Source organism: Mycobacterium sp. NGS27, from assembly GCF_059813005.1.
The window spans coordinates 46,255-64,383 of sequence record NZ_JCALDT010000013.1 but is presented as its reverse complement, the minus strand read 5'-3'; the positions used below and the strand labels follow the sequence as shown (position 1 = coordinate 64,383).

Here is an 18,129-nt window from a genome sequence, read left to right as displayed (position 1 = left end):
TTCGCTTTGTTTCTGCGCCGCGACTCATAGCGCATTCATAGCCTGCTGCGACGAATCGCCCACTGCTGTGCGGCATTATTCGATCGGGAGGCTGCAATCTTCGATTGTGTCCGTGCGTGCCGAGCACAGTGTCGTATCGGCAGACTGCAAGACGGAATAGAGGGCCCAATCGCGATGCGCAGCCCGTGGTGTGCGATCCGCATCACACGCGGCGACACCCGGGCGGTGCCGGGACACGAGGGGGCAAGGCATTGACGAACGAGCACAAGGGGACCACCCGGCGCATCGGCGCCGGGCGGCAGCTGCTGAGCAATCCGCGACAAGCCGGTGGGGCGTTGCGCGCCGGTTTTCACTCGTTGCCGGCCATGCCCATCGGTCAGCTGTTCCGCCGCATACCGCGCGTCGATTCGGCACCGAACGCGGAACCCGTGGTGGCACAACAGAAAAACGAGTCCTCTGCGGCGCGCCTGGCGGTATCTAACGGCGCGTCGTTCGCCGGCTACACCATTCTGCGGCAGCTTGGCGCCGGCGGAATGGCCGAGGTCTATCTCGCGCTGCATCCCAGGCTGCCCCGCCGTGACGTGATCAAGGTGCTCGCCGAGGCGGTGACCGCCGACCCCGAGTTCCGCGACAGATTCAATCGGGAGGCCGATCTCGCGGCGACGCTGTGGCACCCCCACATCGTCGGTGTGCACGACCGGGGCGAATTCAACGGGCATCTGTGGATTTCGATGGACTACGTCGAGGGCACCGATGCCTCGCGGCTGGTCAAGGAGAACTACGCGGAGGGGATGCCGATCCGCGAGGTGTGCGCCATCGTGCAAGCGGTCGCGGGCGCGCTGGACTACGCGCACGATCGCGGCCTGCTGCATCGCGACGTCAAGCCCGCCAACATCCTGCTCACCCATCCCGAAGAGGGAGAGCGTCGAATCCTGTTGGCGGACTTCGGTGTGGCACGTCACCTCGGGGACATCAGCGGGATCACCGAAACCAACGTCGCGGTGGGCACGGTGGCGTATGCCGCGCCCGAGCAGCTGACGGGTTCTCCCATCGACGGCCGGGCAGACCAATATGCTTTGGCCGCAACGGCTTTCCATCTTCTCACCGGAGCACCTCCGTTTCAGCATTCGAACCCGATCGCGGTGATCAGTCAGCACCTGCACGGGGATCCGCCGCGGCTCAGCGATTTCCGGCCCGAGCTGGCGGCGCTCGACGAGGTGTTTCTTCGGGCCCTCGCCAAACGGCCCGAAGAGCGGTTCGAGCGCTGCCGCGCGTTCGCCACCGCCGTCCGCGAATCACTAGATGACGGCGCCGAACTCGGCGGCGGGGCCGGGGCCCGCGCCGCCGTCTCGTCACCGCATCGCCGGCGCGGGCCCGGCGGCGCCGTCGTCGGCCTGGCCCAACGGTTTTCGTCGAAGACCCGGTGGGCGGCCGCGCTGGTGTGCGCGGTGCTCATCGCCGTCGCGGCGACCTGGTCGATCCTCTACTCCGTGCAGCCCGACACGCGCCCGGCCAACCCCGCGCTCGCGTCGAAACCCTCCGTCCCGGCCCCGAGCGCCGCACCCGGTCCCGGCGGGCCGGTGCGCGGACCGGTGCTCAACGGGACTTACCGGCTGGACTACGACCAGACCAAGCGCACCACCAACGGCGTCTCGGTCCGGCACGCCGGGGCCGCCACCAGCTGGTGGGCCTTCCGGTCGGTATGCACAACCGACGGATGTGCGGCCACCGGCACCCAGCTGGACGACGCCACCCACCAACTCGTCGACACCACCGACGGCGGGCAGAGCGACACCCTGCGCTTCGTCGGCGGCTACTGGCAGGGCACTCCGACCCAGCGGCGGGTGGGCTGCACCCCGCCCAATGGCCCGGTCGCGGCCACTCAGCAGGAAACCATCGGGTGGTCGCTGGCGCCGCAGGCCGACGGCACGCTGCGCGGCACCTTGACCGAGACCGTGCTGAGCAATGAGTGCGGCGCCCAGGGGGCGGTGGTGCGGGTGCCCGTGGTGGCCACCCGGACCGGCCAGACGCCCGCCAAGGTCACGTTGAGCGACCCCAACCAGGCGATCAATGCCTCGACCACCGCATCCGCCCCGGCGCCGCCGGTGCTCGGCGGGCCGTGCGGCGACGTCGGCAAGGTCGCCTACGACCCGACCAACAGCGAGGAGATCGTCTGCGAGGGCAGCAGCTGGGCCAAGGCGCCGATCACGATGGGGGCGCACGCCGCCGGCAGCTCGTGTGACCGGCCGGGCACGCCGGTGTTCGCCATGAGCACGTCCAGCGACGGCTACCTGCTGCAATGCGATCCGATCACCCGGACCTGGACGCGGCCGGCGGGGTAGTTTCCCGGGTACCACCAGGCGAGCCCCGAATCCGCTACCGCGACCAGCTCGCCGACACTTGTCGGTGATCGGTTCTACCCTGGTGCCATGGCATTCGCCACGGAGCACCCCGTAGTAGCGCATTCGGAGTATCGCGCTGTCGACGACGTCGTGCGCGTCGGCGGCGACTTCGAGGTCGTCAGCCCGCACGATCCCGCCGGGGACCAGCCGGCCGCCATCGAGGAGCTGGAACGCCGGATCAAGGCGGGGGAGCGCGATGTCGTGCTGCTCGGCGCTACCGGTACCGGGAAGTCGGCCACCACCGCGTGGCTCATCGAGCGACTGCAGCGGCCCACCCTGGTGATGGCGCCCAACAAGACGCTGGCCGCCCAGCTGGCCAACGAGCTGCGAGAAATGTTGCCGCACAACGCGGTTGAATACTTCGTCTCGTACTACGACTACTACCAGCCCGAGGCGTACATCGCGCAGACCGACACCTACATCGAGAAGGACAGCTCGATCAACGACGACGTCGAGCGGCTACGGCATTCAGCGACGTCGTCGCTGCTGTCGCGCCGGGACGTGGTCGTGGTGGCGTCCGTGTCGTGCATCTACGGCCTGGGCACACCGCAGTCGTACCTGGACCGCTCAGTCGAGGTGCGGGTGGGCGCCGAGGTGCCGCGGGATGCGCTGCTGCGGCTGCTGGTCGACGTCCAGTACACCCGCAACGACCTGTCGTTCACCCGCGGCTCCTTCCGGGTGCGCGGCGACACTGTCGAGATCATCCCGTCCTATGAAGAGCTGGCGGTGCGCATCGAGTTCTTCGGCGACGAGATCGAGGCGCTGTACTACCTGCACCCTCTGACGGGCGACGTGATCCGCCAGGTCGATTCGCTGCGGATCTTCCCGGCCACCCACTACGTCGCCGGCCCGGAGCGGATGGCGACGGCGATCTCGACGATCGAAGCGGAGCTGGCCGAACGGCTCGCCGAGTTGGAGGGGCAGGGCAAGCTGCTCGAGGCGCAGCGGTTGCGGATGCGCACCAACTACGACATCGAGATGATGCGCCAGGTCGGGTTCTGCTCGGGCATCGAGAACTACTCCCGGCACATCGACGGCCGGGGTCCAGGCTCGCCGCCGGCGACCCTGCTGGATTACTTCCCGGAAGACTTCCTGCTGGTCATCGACGAATCCCACGTCACCGTGCCGCAGATCGGCGGCATGTACGAGGGCGACATGTCGCGCAAACGCAACCTGGTCGAATACGGATTCCGGTTGCCGTCGGCGTGCGATAACCGCCCGCTGACCTGGGAGGAGTTCGCCGACCGGATCGGGCAGACCGTGTACCTGTCGGCCACCCCGGGCCCCTACGAGCTCAGTCAGTCCGCCGGCGAGTTCGTCGAACAGGTGATCCGGCCCACCGGCCTGGTGGACCCGAAGGTGGTGGTCAAGCCGACGAGGGGGCAGATCGACGACCTGATCGGCGAGATCCGGAAGCGCACCGAGGCCGACGAAAGGGTCCTGGTCACGACGCTGACCAAGAAGATGGCCGAGGACCTCACCGACTACCTGCTCGAGATGGGCATTCGGGTGCGCTATCTGCACTCCGAGGTCGACACGCTGCGCCGGGTGGAGCTGCTGCGCCAGCTGCGGCTGGGCGAGTACGACGTGCTGGTCGGCATCAACCTGCTGCGCGAGGGCCTGGACCTGCCCGAAGTGTCGCTGGTGGCGATCCTGGACGCGGACAAGGAGGGCTTCCTGCGCTCGTCGCGCAGCCTGATCCAGACCATCGGCCGCGCCGCCCGCAACGTCTCCGGCGAGGTGCACATGTACGCCGACACCATCACCGATTCGATGAAGGAGGCCATCGACGAGACCGAACGGCGGCGGGCGAAGCAGGTCGCGTACAACGAGGAACACGGCATCGACCCGCAACCGCTGCGCAAGAAGATCGCCGACATCCTCGACCAGGTCTACCGCGAGGCCGACGACAGCGAGACGGTGGAGATCGGCGGGTCGGGGCGCAATGCATCCCGCGGCCGCCGCGCGCAGGGCGAGCCGGGTCGCGCGGTCAGCGCCGGGGTGTTCGAGGGCCGCGATACGGCCAGCATGCCGCGCGCCGAACTGGCCGACCTGATCAAGGACCTCACCGCCCAGATGATGGCCGCGGCCCGTGACCTGCAGTTCGAGCTGGCGGCGCGGTTCCGTGACGAGATCGCGGACCTGAAGAAGGAACTGCGGGGGATGGACGCCGCCGGCTTGAAATGAGTTTGCTGGCAACATATCTCCCGCTCTTGCCGCCGCGAAAGCCCATACGGTAGAAGAGTGACCGACGCGGCGACCATTACCGGAGGCTGGCGTGAGCTGCTGGGCGCGAGGTATCTGAGGACCTCCGTACTGCTGGCCGGCGGGGTAGCGCTGTACGCCACCAACGAGTTCCTGACCACCAGCTTGTTGCCCAACACCATCGCAGAAATCGGCGGCAGCCGGCTCTACGCGTGGGTGACCACCCTGTATCTCGTCGGCTCGGTGGTCGCGGCCACGATGGTCAATCCGATGCTGCTGCGCGTCGGTGCGCGCGCGTCATATCTGCTGGGGCTCGTCGTATTCGGCGTCGCCAGCCTCGTTTGCGCTGCCGCTCCGACCATGCATGTGTTGATTGCTGGCCGGGCCATGCAGGGGGTGGCCGGGGGATTGCTGGCCGGCCTGGGTTATGCGGTCATCAACTCCGCCCTACCCCGCTGGTTGTGGACTCGCGGCTCCGCGCTGGTGTCGGCGATGTGGGGGGTCGCGACGGTGGTCGGCCCCACCACGGGCGGCCTGTTCGCGCAGTTCGGCATCTGGCGGTGGGCGTTTGTCGCGATGGCCGTCCTGACCGGCCTGATGGCTCTGCTGGTCCCGGTGGCGTTGGCCCGCGTCAGCCCGCCGAGCGGCGTCCCCAAGATGAGAGTCCCGGTGTGGTCGCTGCTGATCATCGGGCTGGCCGCGCTGGCCGTCAGCGTCGCGCAGATTCCGCACAACGCCGCCGCGACGTATGGGCTGCTCGCGGCCGGCGTCGGCCTGGTCGGCGTGTTCGTGGTCGTCGACTGGCGCATGCACGCGGCCATCCTGCCGCCCAGCGTGTTCACTTCCGGCCCCCTGAAGTGGATCTACCTCACTATGGGCGTGCTGATGGGCGCGGCGATGGTGACCACCTACGTGCCGTTGTTCGGACAGCGGTTGGCGCACCTGACGCCGATCGCGGCCGGGTTCCTGGGGGCGGCGCTCGCGGTGGGCTGGACGGTCAGCGAGATCGTCAGCGCCTCGCTGGAGCACCCGCGGACCATCGGGCGGGTGGTCCTCGTGGCGCCGCTGGTGGTGGCGGCGGGACTGGGGCTGGGTGCCGTGGCGCGGCACGGCGACGACTCCGGCTGGACCGCCGCGCTGTGGGCGGTCGCCCTGCTCGTCGCCGGCATCGGGATCGGGATGGCCTGGCCGCACCTGTCGGCCCGCGCGATGGCGTCCGTCGCGGACCCGGTCGAAGGCGGGGCCGCATCCGCGGCGATCAACACCGTCCAGCTGACCTCCGCGGCGATCGGCGCCGGTTTGGCCGGTGTTGTCGTCAACACCGCCACGGGCGGGGACCAGATGGCGGCGCACCTGCTGTTCACGGTGTTCACCGCGTTGAGCGCGGCCGGTGTGGCCGTGTCCTATGCCGCGACGCGCGCCACCCGGCAGGCCCAGCCGGTCGGCGCCGGAGGCTGAGCTCAGTCCCGCGCTGTGCCGGCCGCGTGGCAAATCACCGCGTGGACTTCACAACCTGCGAGTAGTGGAATTGCCATCGCTCGACGATGCGGAAGCCGAGATAGCCCGGGAATCGGTACGCCGGAGCGCGCCCGAACGCGTTTCCGGGCGGCAGCGATCGCCCGGCTTGATGGTCGGGCAGCGAGTTGTCCTTATTGGTGATGGTCCAGATCGCCGGGCATTTGTTGATTTTGGCGGTCGTCAGCCACACGGCGACGTGCCCGTCCCACAGCGACCCGACCTTGGGGCCGTACGCGCCGCGCTCGACGTCGATCAGCGACCGGAAGGCCGCCGGCCGGGTGGCCAACAGCGCGCGAATCGGGCCGGGCCGCCACGGCACGGTGTTGTCGACCATCAGGCAATCGCCTGGGGCGGCGTGCGAGCTGATCAGATCGGCGACCTGGCTGTAGTCCCACCCCTCCTTGGCGTACGGCCAGCGCTGGACGAACAGGTAGTCGGGGACGGCCGCGGCGACGAAAAGCGCGACAAGACCGGCGATCAGCCACCCCCGGCGCCCGACGGTGACGATGCAGATCGCCAGCACAACGGCCATCGCCGGCGTGGTCAGGATCAGGTAGCGGGGGAAGTACATCGGCTCGCCGACCGCCGAGTAGATGACGACGGCGGCGGTGGGCAATACCACCCACGCGATGCAGCTGGTCAGCAGGCGAGCTATGTCGCCCGGCGGGGCGGGCGCGCCGGCCAGTCGAGCGGCGACCGCGGCCACCATGATGACCGCACTGAGCACCGCGAACGGAACGCTGTGGTCGAAGTATTGGCGTTGGGTGATGTCGAAGGCGTAGTGCCAGCTGACCGGGAAAAGCCAATTGACCTGGAACGCCTGCCCGTGCGCGAACAGGATGAACGGCGTCATCGCACCCAGCGCGACGGCCGTGCTGGCCGCCCACCAGATCGTTGGAAACCTGCGGGATCCTTTGGCGGCCACCAGCGGCAGCATCGCCGCGTAGACGAGGACGAGCAGGATCAGGTTGAGGCTCAGCAGAATCGACGCCATCAGCGCCACGGCGTAGCCGACCCACAGCCAGGGCCGGCGCCGCCGCACCGCGGCGACGAACAGGACCGTCAGCCAGATCGCCGCGGCCACCGACATCGCATACGAGCGGGCCTCGATGCCCGCCCACGTGATGCGCGGCAGGATCGCGAAGACGACTCCGGCGCACACCGCGGTACCGCGGCTGGGGGTGAACTGCCTGGTCAACACCACGACGCCGGCCGCGGCGACCCCGACTGCCAACGCGCTCGGAACGCGCGACCAGAACTCGGTGGGCGGGAAGATGGCGAACCAACCGTGCATCAGCAGGTAGTAGGCGCCATGGACGGCGTCGATGTGGCCCAGCAACCGCCACAGCTCTGGCAGCGTCCGGCTGGCCGCAGCCGATATCGTCGCGCCCTCGTCGAACCAGAGCGACGGCCGGCAGGCCCAGGCGGCGCTGACGACGGTGGCGAACAGCGCGTTCGCCCAGGGATCGAGCAATCTGCCGCGCGCAGGCCCGCACACCGGTTGGGAGCCAACAGCCCCGGCACGCGGTTGCAAAGTGGGCTCGACGGTGGGCATGGACATGATGCTTGTTACTTTAAGTCGCTGGTCATGCAGTCGGTCACAAAGCGTCCGGCGCATTCGCTATGCGGGTGTTGATTCACGAAAAGCGGCGTAATGCAATGCCTTCCACGCCGGGCGCGTGCAGGTGAATGTTCTGCCATTGTCGATATCCTCCGTTGCCGCAGCCAAAACCCGCAAATTGCGGACGCGCCACGCCGCGTCGTGTCGTTGATCTGTCTCCTCTGTATCGAGCAAACGCGCTACTGTCTTGGGTTGGCTGACCAACCGAAACTGGGAGGGTAAATGGGCGCCTATCGGACTGTGGTGGTAGGAACCGATGGCTCGGACTCGTCGATGCGCGCTGTGGAGAAGGCGGCGCAGATCGCCGGAGAGGACGCCAAGCTGATCGTGGCGTCGGCATATCTGCCCCAACATGAGGACGCCCGGGCGGCCGACGCCCTGCGGGAGGAAAGCTACAAGGTTTCGGGCACCGCACCCATTTACGCGATTCTGCGCGACGCCAAGGACCGTGCCCACGCCGCAGGCGCGAAGAACATCGACGAGCGACCCGTTGTCGGGGCGCCGGTCGATGCGCTGGTGCAGCTCGCCGAGGAGGAGCAGGCCGATCTACTCGTGGTCGGCAACGTCGGCTTGAGCACGATCGCCGGTCGGCTGCTGGGATCGGTGCCGGCCAACGTCTCGCGTCGGGCCAAGACCGACGTGTTGATCGTGCACACCACCACGTAGCACCGCGCTACCAGCCCCGCTCGCGCCATTCGCTCAGGTGGGGGCGCTCGGCGCCCAGCGCCGTGTCGTCGCCGTGGCCGGGGTAGATGACGGTTGAGTCGTCATACACGTCGAACACCCGGGCGGAGACGTCCTCGATCAGCTGGCTGAAATCACCCGGCTGCCACGTCTTCCCGACGCCGCCGGGGAACAGGCAGTCGCCGGTGAACAGCTGCGTGACCCCGCCGGTCGCGGGCCCGTCGAGCGCCAGCGCGATCGAGCCCGGGGTGTGCCCGCGCAGGTGGATGACGTCGAACGTCAGCTGGCCGAGGCGCACGGTGTCACCGCCCGCCAGCAAACGATCCGGCTTGACCGGCAGCGGCTCCGCGTCGATCTCGTTGGCCGCGGTCGGCGCCCCGGTGGCGGCCGCCACCGCCTCCAGCGCCTGCCAGTGGTCGAAATGCTGGTGGCTGGTCACGATCAGGGACAGCTTCGGCGCGTGCTGCTGGATCAGATCGAGCAGCACGTCCGCGTCGTTGGCGGCGTCGATCAGCAGACTTTCGCCGGTAGCGGAACACGTGACCAGATAGGCGTTGTTGTCCATGGGGCCCACCGAGACCTTTAGGATCGTGGCGCCGGGTAGGGTCCGGCGGGCCGCGGTACCGGGCTCAACGTGTCCGGTGTAGTTGTCGTCCACTGCAGTCATACCGGTCACGCTACTGGTCAAAACTCGCTTGTCGGTGTGGGCACATAGCATGGAATGCGCCGTGCGCAATTCCGGTTCGGGATGCACACGGGGCTACCAGGAGGCCACGAGAAGTTGCCGGAAAGTTCTGAGAGGGGCAGCGTTGGCTGACCGTCTGATCGTCAAGGGCGCCCGCGAACACAACCTGCGCGGCGTCGATCTCGACCTGCCCCGCGACGCGCTGATCGTCTTCACCGGGCTGTCGGGTTCGGGAAAATCGTCGCTGGCCTTCGACACGATTTTCGCCGAGGGGCAGCGCCGCTATGTGGAGTCCCTGTCCGCCTACGCCCGCCAGTTCCTGGGGCAGATGGACAAGCCGGACGTGGACTTCATCGAGGGGCTGTCCCCGGCGGTGTCCATCGACCAGAAATCGACCAACCGCAACCCACGCTCGACCGTCGGGACCATCACCGAGGTCTATGACTACCTGCGGCTGCTCTACGCGCGGGCGGGTACGCCGCACTGTCCGATCTGCGGCGAGCGAATCGCCCGCCAGACCCCGCAGCAAATCGTCGACCAGGTGCTGGCGATGCCGGAGGGCACCCGCTTCCTGGTGCTCGCGCCGGTGGTACGCACCCGCAAGGGCGAGTTCGCCGACCTCTTCGAGAAGCTCAACGCCCAGGGCTACAGCCGGGTGCGGGTCGACGGCGTCGTGCACCCCTTGACCGATCCGCCGAAGCTGAAGAAACAGGAGAAGCACGACATCGAGGTGGTGGTGGACCGCCTGACCGTCAAGGCGTCCGCCAAGCAGCGGCTCACCGATTCGGTGGAGACCGCGCTGAACCTGGCCGACGGCATCGTCGTGCTCGAGTTCGTCGACCACGAACACGACGCGCACAACCGGGAGCAGCGGTTCTCCGAGAAGCTGGCCTGCCCCAACGGGCACGCCCTGGCGGTCGACGACCTGGAACCGCGGTCGTTCTCGTTCAACTCGCCCTACGGCGCCTGCCCCGAGTGCAGCGGCCTGGGCATCCGCAAGGAGGTCGACCCGGACCTGGTGGTGCCCGACCCCGAGCGCACCCTGGCCGAGGGCGCGGTGGCGCCGTGGTCCAACGGCCACACCGCGGAGTACTTCATTCGGATGATGGCCGGGCTGGGCGACGAGCTGGGCTTCGACGTCGACACCCCGTGGCGCAAGCTGCCGGCCAAGGCCCGCAAGGCGATTCTCGAGGGCTCCGACCACCAGGTGCACGTGCGATACCGCAACCGGTATGGCCGCACCCGGTCCTACTACGCGGATTTCGAAGGCGTGCTGGCTTTCCTGCAACGCAAGATGGCCCACACCGAGTCCGAGCAGATGAAGGAGCGCTACGAGGGCTTCATGCGTGACGTGCCCTGCCCGGAGTGCGACGGCACCCGGCTCAAGCCGGAGATCCTGGCGGTCACGCTGACCGCGGGGGACCGGGGTGCGAAGTCCATCGCCGAGGTCTGCGAACTGTCGATCTCGGACTGCGCGGAATTTTTGAACCGGCTCACCCTCGGCCATCGCGAGAAGGCGATCGCCGGGCAGGTGCTCAAGGAAATCCAGTCACGGCTGGGGTTTTTGCTCGACGTCGGGCTGGAGTATCTGTCGCTGTCGCGCGCCGCGGCCACCCTGTCCGGTGGTGAGGCACAACGCATTCGGCTGGCAACCCAGATCGGGTCCGGTCTGGTCGGTGTGCTGTACGTGCTCGACGAACCGTCCATCGGGCTGCATCAGCGCGACAACCGTCGACTCATCGAAACCCTCACGCGGCTAAGGGGTTTGGGCAACACGCTGATCGTCGTCGAGCACGACGAGGACACCATCGCGCACGCCGACTGGATCGTCGACATCGGCCCGCGCGCCGGCGAGCACGGCGGCGAGATCGTGCACAGCGGCACCTACAGCGAGCTGCTGGCGAACGACGATTCGATCACCGGCGCCTACCTGTCCGGCAAGGAACGCATCGAGATGCCCGCGAAGCGCCGCGCGGTGGACCGCAAGCGTCAGCTGACCGTCGTCGGCGCCCGCGAGCACAACCTGCGCGGCATCGACGTCTCGTTCCCGCTCGGCGTGCTCACCTCGGTCACCGGGGTGTCCGGATCCGGCAAATCCACGCTCGTCAACGACATTCTGGCCGCGGTGCTGGCCAACCGGCTCAACGGCGCGCGCCAGGTCCCCGGCCGGCACACCCGGGTCACCGGGCTGGACCACCTGGACAAGCTGGTGCGGGTGGATCAGTCACCGATCGGCCGGACGCCGCGGTCCAACCCGGCCACCTACACCGGGGTGTTCGACAAGATCCGCACCCTGTTCGCCGCCACCACCGAAGCCAAAGTCCGTGGCTACCAACCGGGCCGGTTCTCGTTCAACGTCAAGGGCGGCCGCTGCGAGGCGTGCACCGGCGACGGCACCATCAAGATCGAGATGAACTTCCTGCCCGACGTGTACGTGCCCTGCGAGGTCTGCCATGGCGCTCGATACAACCGGGAAACGCTGGAGGTGCACTACAAGGGCAAGACCATCTCCGAAGTGCTCGACATGTCCATCGAGGAGGCCGCGGAGTTCTTCGAGCCGATCACCGGCATCCACCGCTATCTGCGCACCCTGGTCGACGTCGGGCTGGGATACGTGCGGCTCGGCCAGCCCGCGCCCACGCTGTCCGGCGGCGAGGCGCAGCGCGTCAAGCTGGCCGCGGAACTGCAGAAGCGCTCGACCGGGCGCACCGTGTACATCCTCGACGAGCCCACCACGGGCCTGCATTTCGACGACATCCGCAAGCTGCTGAAGGTCATCAACGGCCTTGTCGACAAAGGCAATACGGTCATCGTCATCGAGCACAACCTGGACGTGATCAAGACCTCGGACTGGATCGTGGACATGGGCCCGGAAGGCGGCGCCGAGGGCGGAACCGTTGTCGCGGAAGGAACCCCGGAGGACGTCGCGGCCGTGCCCGAAAGCTATACCGGGAAATTCCTCGCCGAGGTGATCGGGCGCACCCCCGCGTCATCCAGTGCGCCGCCACGATCGAACAGGCGTCGCAAAGTCACCGCCTGAGTCGGCTCAACCCTCGTCGGGCCGCATCGACTCCCGGATCTGGGCGAGCCGCTCGGCCGCCGCGCGCTGGCGTTCGTCGTACTGTTCCTGCACCGACCGGCCCTCGGGTGATTCCGCGTCGAGTTCGGCGGCGCCCTGCGCGGTCGCGTAGCGGGACTCGATCTGGTCGCGCACCGACTCGAAGGTCGGCACACCGGCGTCGTCGTATTCCGGGACGGGCCCGGTGGAGCTGGAAGCGGATCCTTCGTCGGGCATGCCGCCACGCTATAGCGGCTGGCGCTCGAAGTACCGAACCATCTGTTGCCAATACACCAGCGTCAGCGCCATCTGTACCGCGACCGCGATCAGCGCCGGCCGCAGCCGATGCCGGCGCGCGGCGAACAGCGCTATCAGCGCGGCCGCCGACGCCGCCGCGCTGACCGCCATCGCCGCGTCGCGGGGCCGACGGCTGATCCACAGCTCTTCGCCCAGCATCGCGCGCGTCGACCATGCGCGTCGATGCGCGGGCTTGCCGAATACCAACGGATTTACCGTCAGCCACAACGCAATCCACACCGCATGCGCCCATCGCCGCGTCCAGATCGGGACCAGGATCAGCGGTGTGCTCGCCCATCGGCTCCATGCGCTGCACGGATGGCAGTGCCGAGCGAAGACGGCACGCCGGACGCGCGCGACGGACAGCGCAGGCACTATCGGGTGTTGGAGTGCTCGGCCGGGACGACCACCGGGGTGCCGACGGCGGGCGCGGACGCGGCGGGCAACGGCGTCCGCGGTATCCCCGGAGTGCCCAGCTCGCCGGCGAGCCAGGGCAGCGACGTCGCGAACACGCGGTCCGCGAACGGCCAGTCGTGCTTGCCGGGCTGGGGCACCACCGCGCAGTCGATTCCGTTGGAGCGGCCCAGCGCACAAAGCGAATAGGCCGCCGCGGTCTGATTGCCCGGATTGGCGGCCGCGTCGCGCCCGGCGACGCGGATCGCGCCGCTGTCGGCCAGCTGGAGGTCGCGCCGTGCGGCGGGCGGGCCGTCGGACGAGATCGCGAACCAGCCGGCCACGTCGCGGTAGGGCCCGTGCCGGTTAATCACCGTGCTCGGATCGAAAGCCGCCCAGGCGTCGGCGTTTCCGCCGAACAGCCTGGCGATGGTTTGGGCCTTGTTCCCGGCGTTGGGGAAGAAATCGCCGGCCACGTCGACGAACGCGCTGAACATATCGGGGTGCATGACGGTCAGGTCCACCGCGCAGGTCCCGCCCATCGACCAGCCGGCGACGCCCCAGTTGGCCCGCCTCGGGCTGACGCCGAAAGTCGAAATCATAAAAGGCACAACATCTTTGGTCAGATGGTCGGCAGCGTTGCCGCGAACACCGTTGACGCATTCGGTGTCGTTGTTGAACGCGCCGCCCGAATCCACGAACACCAGCACCGGCGCCTTGCCGTCGTGCGCGGCCGCGAAGTCGTCAATCGTCTTGACCGCGTTGCCCGCTCGGGTCCAGTCCGCCGGCGTGTTGAACTGCCCGCCGATCATCATCACGGTCGGCAGCGGCGGAGGCGGCGTGGTGGCGAACCACTCGGGCGGCAGGTAGACCAGCTCGCCCCGGTGTTTGAAGTGCGATCCGTCGGAGGGGATCGCCACCGGCACCACGGTGCCGTGCGGCGGCCGGGTCCCCTTGGCGGCCATGGCGGTAACGGTGGCCTGATCGGTCTGATCGGGCAGCGGGCCCGACGTCAGCTGGCTCCACGCCGATTGCACGGTGGGGAAGTAGCCCACCCAGAGGTTGAGCATCAGAGACGTGCTGAGCAGGCACAGTGGCACGGCCAGCACCGCGGCGCCACGCCGCCAGCGGCGCGCGGTGCGCCAGCCCAGGACCAGCACCGCCGCCGCCATGCCCGTCAGCGCGATCCAGATCCACAGCGCCGCCGGGGCGGGGTCATCGGAAAGCCCGCGGTCGACGATGTACCAGTGCGTGAGGTAGGCCGCGACCCCGCCGGCCAGCGCGGCCCCCGGCAGCCACACCGTGCGCCACCGGCGCGACCGCCAGCCGATCGCCGACGTCAGCATCACCGCGGCGAGCACCTGGACCGTCGCGGGCACCCAGCCGTGCATCAGCGAGGTGTGGCTACTTGCCAGGAACTGCGCGGGCGCGCTGTCCATCGGGGCTGTCACGTGACTCATTGTGATCTATCGGTAACCTGCCCGGAACCTGTTTGCCGAATGTTCGCTTTGGGCTTTCTGGACGGATGTGGCCGCCGCTAATGCGGTTTGGCCAGCGGGAATGGCAACGTCTCGCGGATGCTGCGTCCCGTTATGAGCATGACGAGCCGATCGATGCCCATCCCGAGCCCGCCGGTGGGCGGCATCGCGTATTCCATCGCCTGCAGGAAGTCTTCATCGAGCTCCATCGCCTCGGGATCGCCGCCGGCAGCTAACAGCGATTGCTCCTGCAGGCGGCGGCGCTGCTCGACGGGGTCGGTGAGCTCGCTGTAGGCGGTGGCCAGCTCGACGCCCCACGCCACCAGGTCCCACCGCTCGGCGACGCCCGGTTGGGTGCGGTGCGGCCGCGTCAACGGCGACACCGACGTCGGGAAGTCGATATAGAACGTCGGCTCCTCGGTCCGGTCCTCGACCAGGTGCTCGTACAGCTCCAACACCACCGCGCCGGCATCCCAGTGCGCCCGATAGGGAACGTGCGCGGCGTCGGAGAACTTCCGCAGGACCGACAGCGGAGTGGCCGGGTCGATGCGCTCGCCCAGCGCCTCGGACACGGCGTCATGGACGGTCTTGACCGCCCACACCCCGGAGATGTCGACCGGTTCCAGCCGCCCTTCGGCCCCGGCGCGCAGCACGGTCTGCTCGCCGTGCGCGGCCTGGGCGGCATTCTGGATGAGCTCGCGGCATCCGTCGATCCACACCTTGTAGTCGGCGTGCGCCTGGTAGGCCTCCAGCAGGGTGAATTCCGGGTTGTGGCTGAAGTCGACACCCTCGTTGCGAAAAGCCCGGCCCAGCTCGAAGACTCGCTCGACGCCGCCGACACACAGCCGCTTCAGGTAGAGCTCCGGCGCGATGCGCAGGAACAGGTCCAGGTCGTAGGTGTTGATGTGCGTGACGAAGGGCCGCGCGGTGGCCCCGCCGTGGATCTGCTGCAGGATCGGGGTCTCGACCTCGATGAAGTCCCTGGCGAACAGCGTCTGCCTGACCGAGCGCAACACCTCGCTGCGCGCCTTGATCAACTCACGCGACTCGGGATTGACGGCCAGGTCGACGTAGCGCGTCCGCACCCGCGCCTCCGGGTCGGTCAGCCCCTTCCACTTGTTCGGCAAAGGCCGCAGGCACTTACCGATCATTCGCCAGTCGGCGACGATCAGCGAGCGGCTGCCCTTCTTGGAAAAGCCCATGTGGCCGGACACCTCGACCAGGTCGCCCAGGTCGATGGCCGCGGTGAAGTCGGCGGTCCGGCCCCGCTGCAGCTGCGAATTGTCCAGCAGCACTTGCATTTCCCCCGACCAGTCGCGCAGGTGGGCGAACAGCACCCCGCCGTAGTCACGGATCCGCAAGATCCGGCCCGAGACGGTGATGTCGGCGTCATCGTCTGCGTCGAGCGCCCTGGCGACGGTGTGGCTGGGCGGAGCTCCGACCGGATACGCGTCGACCCCCTCGCGCTGCAAGATCTTCAGCTTGGCCAGCCGCACTCGAACCTGTTCGGGCAGGCGGGACCTGAACTCCTCCTCGTCGGCGGACTCGCGGCGCTCCCGCAGCCCGCTGACGTCCGGGGCGCTGCCGTCGTGATGGAGCAGCCCGGATTCCGCCAAGCGCGGCGGGACGGCGGGGTAGTGGCCGGTGTGCGTCTTGCGCCGGCCGAACGGCAACACCAGGAAGCCCTCCGCGAGGGCCGAAGCGACGCCGACCCGGGGAATCAGGCGGGCGTCCTCGTAACAGGCGTAGCGCGGCACCCACTCCGGTTGGTATTTCATGTTCGAGCGGTAGAGGGTCTCCAGCTGCCACCACCGCGAGAAGAAGAGCAGCAGCCCCCGCCACAGCCGGGCGACGGGACCGGCGCCGAGCTGAGCGCCCTGTTCGAACGCCGAGCGGAACATCGCGAAGTTCAGTGAAATGCGGGTGATGCCAAGGGCTTCGGCGCCCAATGCCAGGTCGCTGACCATCAGCTCGATGGTGCCGTTGGGGGATTGCGGCGAACGACGCATCAAGTCCAGGGAAACGCCGGTGGTGCCCCAGGGAACCAGCGACAGCATCGCCACGACGTTGCCGTCGCGGTCCAGCGCTTCGACCAGCAGGCAGTCCCCGTCGGCGGGATCACCGAGCCGGCCCAGGGCCATGGAAAAGCCACGCTCGGTCTGGGTGTCCCGCCAGGCGTCGACGCGGGAGATGGTGTCGGCCATCGCGTCAGCGGTGATGTCGCGGTGCCGCCGGATCCGCACGGTCAGCCCCGCCCGGCGGGCCCGGGTTACGGCCTGACGCACCCCGCGCATGTCGGGCCCGGACAGTTTGAAATCGGAAGTCCGCAGGATGGCTTCGTCGCCCAGCTCGAGCGCGTTCAGACCGCCTTCGCGATACGCCCGCGCCCCCTGGGTGCTGGCGCCCATCACACCGGGCGCCCAGCCGTAGGTCTGGCACAGACCCAGCCAGGCGTCGACGGCCTGCGGCCACGCCCTCGGATCACCGATCGGGTCGCCGCTGGCCAGGCAGACGCCGATCTCGACCCGGTAGGTGATCGCGGCGCGCCCGCTCTGGGCGAAGACCACCGACTTGTCGCGGCGGGTGGCGAAGTAGCCCAGCGAGTCGTTCTTGCCGTACAGCTCGAGCAGCCCGCGGATCGCCGATTCGTCCTCACCGGTCAACGCGTTCTCCGCGCGCTGGGATTGGAACAGCACGATCGTCGCCACGATCAGCGCCAGCGCACCGAACAACCCGAAGATCGCGTTGAGGAACACGTGCGGCCGGCCGGTGAACAGATCCGGATCCGCCAGCGCGAAACCGACCACCCGGTTGGCCACGTAAGGCAGGCGGTCCTGGCGGGCGAGGGTGCCCGGAAACAACTCGACCAGACCCCAGGACACCAGAATCCCCACCACGTCGCCGGCGACCAGTACCGCGGCGGCCTTGACCAGAGCGCCCTTGCGGACCTTGGCCCAGAACTCCCGGTAGGCCAACACCAGCAGGACGATCGCCACGATATGCAGGGCGAACCCGAGGTTCTCGCCGAAGATCTGGGCGGCGGTGTTGTCGCCCGCGGCGATGTCGGCGGCGTTGAGCGCCGCGGCCAGAATCATGTTGGCCAGCAACAGCACCCAGGCGATGCGCTTACGCGCGGTCAGGGCCGCGGCCAGCAGGGCCAGGATGAACGACCACGCGATGCTGGTGTCCGGGAAGTTGAAGAGATAGTCGTTGATGAACTCGCGCGGCACTTTGATCAAGTACCTGATCAGCGGGGACACGCTCCCGAGCAGCGAGACCGTGGCGATGACGCCCACGGTCCACCCCGCCGCCGCCGGCACCCAGCGGTACCGCGAGTTCGACCGACCGCCGGGTCCCACACGCGGCCCCGAACGAGGAGATGCGAGAGTCACAGACCGCGAGGATATGCGCTCAATCCGGGAAAAGCTTGTGTAACCGTTAAGTGTGGCGGGCACTAGTTGGACACGTTTTCGGACCCGGCCCCGGCCGGTTCGGGCCCGTGCGCCCGGCCGAAGTGCTAAGCGGCACCTCAAGGCTGCTAAACTAGCGCCTGCGACCATCCCGGCGAATGCCAGGAACAGTTAAGTGGAGTCCCACTCCCACCGCGAGCCGACGAAATCCCTGTGCGGATCTTCGAAGGTTTGGCGGTCCGGTCACAGGCATCGCGGATGCCTGTTCCGCGGGCAACGCGGGCGGCTCGAGTAGTTCCAGCCGCGATCGGTCGGCATTGGGCCCTGCTGATGCAGGGCTTTTTTGCTAGTGGTGTGGTGTCTCCGCCGCTGATTCCC

At 68.3% G+C, this 18,129-nt stretch carries 11 protein-coding genes; 5 read left to right on the top strand and 6 right to left on the bottom strand.

The genetic code is table 11. From position 1 onward, the window contains the following. Nucleotides 1–365 precede the first annotated feature (365 nt). The 3 genes from AC5Y30_RS24785 (at nucleotide 366) to AC5Y30_RS24775 (ending at nucleotide 6,065) form a co-directional block, all read left to right on the top strand. The gene (locus AC5Y30_RS24785; protein WP_499921846.1) at nucleotides 366–2,342 is read left to right on the top strand and encodes a serine/threonine-protein kinase; all 1,977 of its coding nucleotides are present in this window, start codon (nucleotides 366–368) and stop codon (nucleotides 2,340–2,342) included. An 87-nt stretch (nucleotides 2,343–2,429) separates the two neighbouring features. Next, nucleotides 2,430–4,589, top strand: a complete 2,160-nt coding sequence (uvrB, locus tag AC5Y30_RS24780) for an excinuclease ABC subunit UvrB (RefSeq protein ID WP_499921824.1) — start codon at nucleotides 2,430–2,432, stop codon at nucleotides 4,587–4,589. Between the two features lie 57 nt (nucleotides 4,590–4,646). Continuing rightward, nucleotides 4,647–6,065 carry an MFS transporter gene (locus AC5Y30_RS24775; RefSeq protein ID WP_499921822.1) on the top strand — a complete coding sequence of 473 codons (1,419 nt, stop codon included), beginning with the start codon at nucleotides 4,647–4,649 and terminating at the stop codon, nucleotides 6,063–6,065. Between the two features lie 34 nt (nucleotides 6,066–6,099). Here the strand turns inward: AC5Y30_RS24775 and AC5Y30_RS24770 are convergent, their stop codons facing one another. Beyond that, complete coding sequence (locus AC5Y30_RS24770) at nucleotides 6,100–7,686, bottom strand: mannosyltransferase (protein ID WP_499921820.1); 1,587 nt, start codon at nucleotides 7,684–7,686, stop codon at nucleotides 6,100–6,102. A 282-nt stretch (nucleotides 7,687–7,968) separates the two neighbouring features. Between AC5Y30_RS24770 and AC5Y30_RS24765 the strand changes: the two genes are divergently transcribed. After that, the gene (locus AC5Y30_RS24765; protein ID WP_499921818.1) at nucleotides 7,969–8,412 is read left to right on the top strand and encodes a universal stress protein; all 444 of its coding nucleotides are present in this window, start codon (nucleotides 7,969–7,971) and stop codon (nucleotides 8,410–8,412) included. A 7-nt stretch (nucleotides 8,413–8,419) separates the two neighbouring features. Here AC5Y30_RS24765 and AC5Y30_RS24760 read toward each other — a convergent pair whose 3' ends face one another. Continuing rightward, nucleotides 8,420–9,097, bottom strand: coding sequence for an MBL fold metallo-hydrolase (locus AC5Y30_RS24760; protein WP_499921816.1), 678 nt, complete (start codon nucleotides 9,095–9,097; stop codon nucleotides 8,420–8,422). 142 nt (nucleotides 9,098–9,239) lie between these two features. Here AC5Y30_RS24760 and uvrA point away from each other — a divergent pair, with 142 nt between their 5' ends. Next, entirely contained in the window at nucleotides 9,240–12,155 is a 2,916-nt protein-coding gene (uvrA, locus tag AC5Y30_RS24755; RefSeq protein WP_499921814.1) for an excinuclease ABC subunit UvrA, read from the top strand. A 6-nt stretch (nucleotides 12,156–12,161) separates the two neighbouring features. On the opposite strand, the gene AC5Y30_RS24750 is transcribed toward uvrA, so the two are convergent. From AC5Y30_RS24750 to lysX, 4 genes are all read right to left on the bottom strand, one after another. Beyond that, complete coding sequence (locus AC5Y30_RS24750) at nucleotides 12,162–12,410, bottom strand: hypothetical protein (RefSeq protein WP_499921812.1); 249 nt, start codon at nucleotides 12,408–12,410, stop codon at nucleotides 12,162–12,164. Nucleotides 12,411–12,419: 9 nt separating this feature from the next. Further along, nucleotides 12,420–12,845: a DUF6653 family protein gene (locus AC5Y30_RS24745; RefSeq protein WP_499921810.1), complete on the bottom strand. Its 426-nt coding sequence runs from the start codon at nucleotides 12,843–12,845 to the stop codon at nucleotides 12,420–12,422. Next, nucleotides 12,845–14,323 (bottom strand): alpha/beta hydrolase, encoded by a 1,479-nt coding sequence (locus AC5Y30_RS24740; RefSeq protein WP_499921809.1) that lies wholly within the window; start codon nucleotides 14,321–14,323, stop codon nucleotides 12,845–12,847. The genes AC5Y30_RS24745 and AC5Y30_RS24740 overlap by 1 nt, the downstream gene beginning before the upstream one ends. Nucleotides 14,324–14,400: 77 nt before the next feature. Beyond that, on the bottom strand, nucleotides 14,401–17,733 hold the full coding sequence (gene lysX / locus AC5Y30_RS24735; RefSeq protein WP_499921808.1) for a bifunctional lysylphosphatidylglycerol synthetase/lysine--tRNA ligase LysX: 3,333 nt from the start codon (nucleotides 17,731–17,733) through the stop codon (nucleotides 14,401–14,403). Between the last annotated feature and the right edge of the window lie 396 nt (nucleotides 17,734–18,129).

Bases quoted from the DNA above. Each gene is read 5' to 3' on its own strand.
- AC5Y30_RS24785 (WP_499921846.1), top strand. From the start codon at position 366: ATGCCCATCGGTCAGCTGTTCCGCCGCATACCGCGCGTCGATTCGGCA.
- uvrB (WP_499921824.1), top strand. From the start codon at position 2,430: ATGGCATTCGCCACGGAGCACCCCGTAGTAGCGCATTCGGAGTATCGC.
- AC5Y30_RS24770 (WP_499921820.1), bottom strand. From the start codon at position 7,686: ATGTCCATGCCCACCGTCGAGCCCACTTTGCAACCGCGTGCCGGGGCT.
- AC5Y30_RS24765 (WP_499921818.1), top strand. From the start codon at position 7,969: ATGGGCGCCTATCGGACTGTGGTGGTAGGAACCGATGGCTCGGACTCG.
- AC5Y30_RS24760 (WP_499921816.1), bottom strand. From the start codon at position 9,097: ATGACTGCAGTGGACGACAACTACACCGGACACGTTGAGCCCGGTACC.
- AC5Y30_RS24750 (WP_499921812.1), bottom strand. From the start codon at position 12,410: ATGCCCGACGAAGGATCCGCTTCCAGCTCCACCGGGCCCGTCCCGGAA.
- AC5Y30_RS24740 (WP_499921809.1), bottom strand. From the start codon at position 14,323: ATGAGTCACGTGACAGCCCCGATGGACAGCGCGCCCGCGCAGTTCCTG.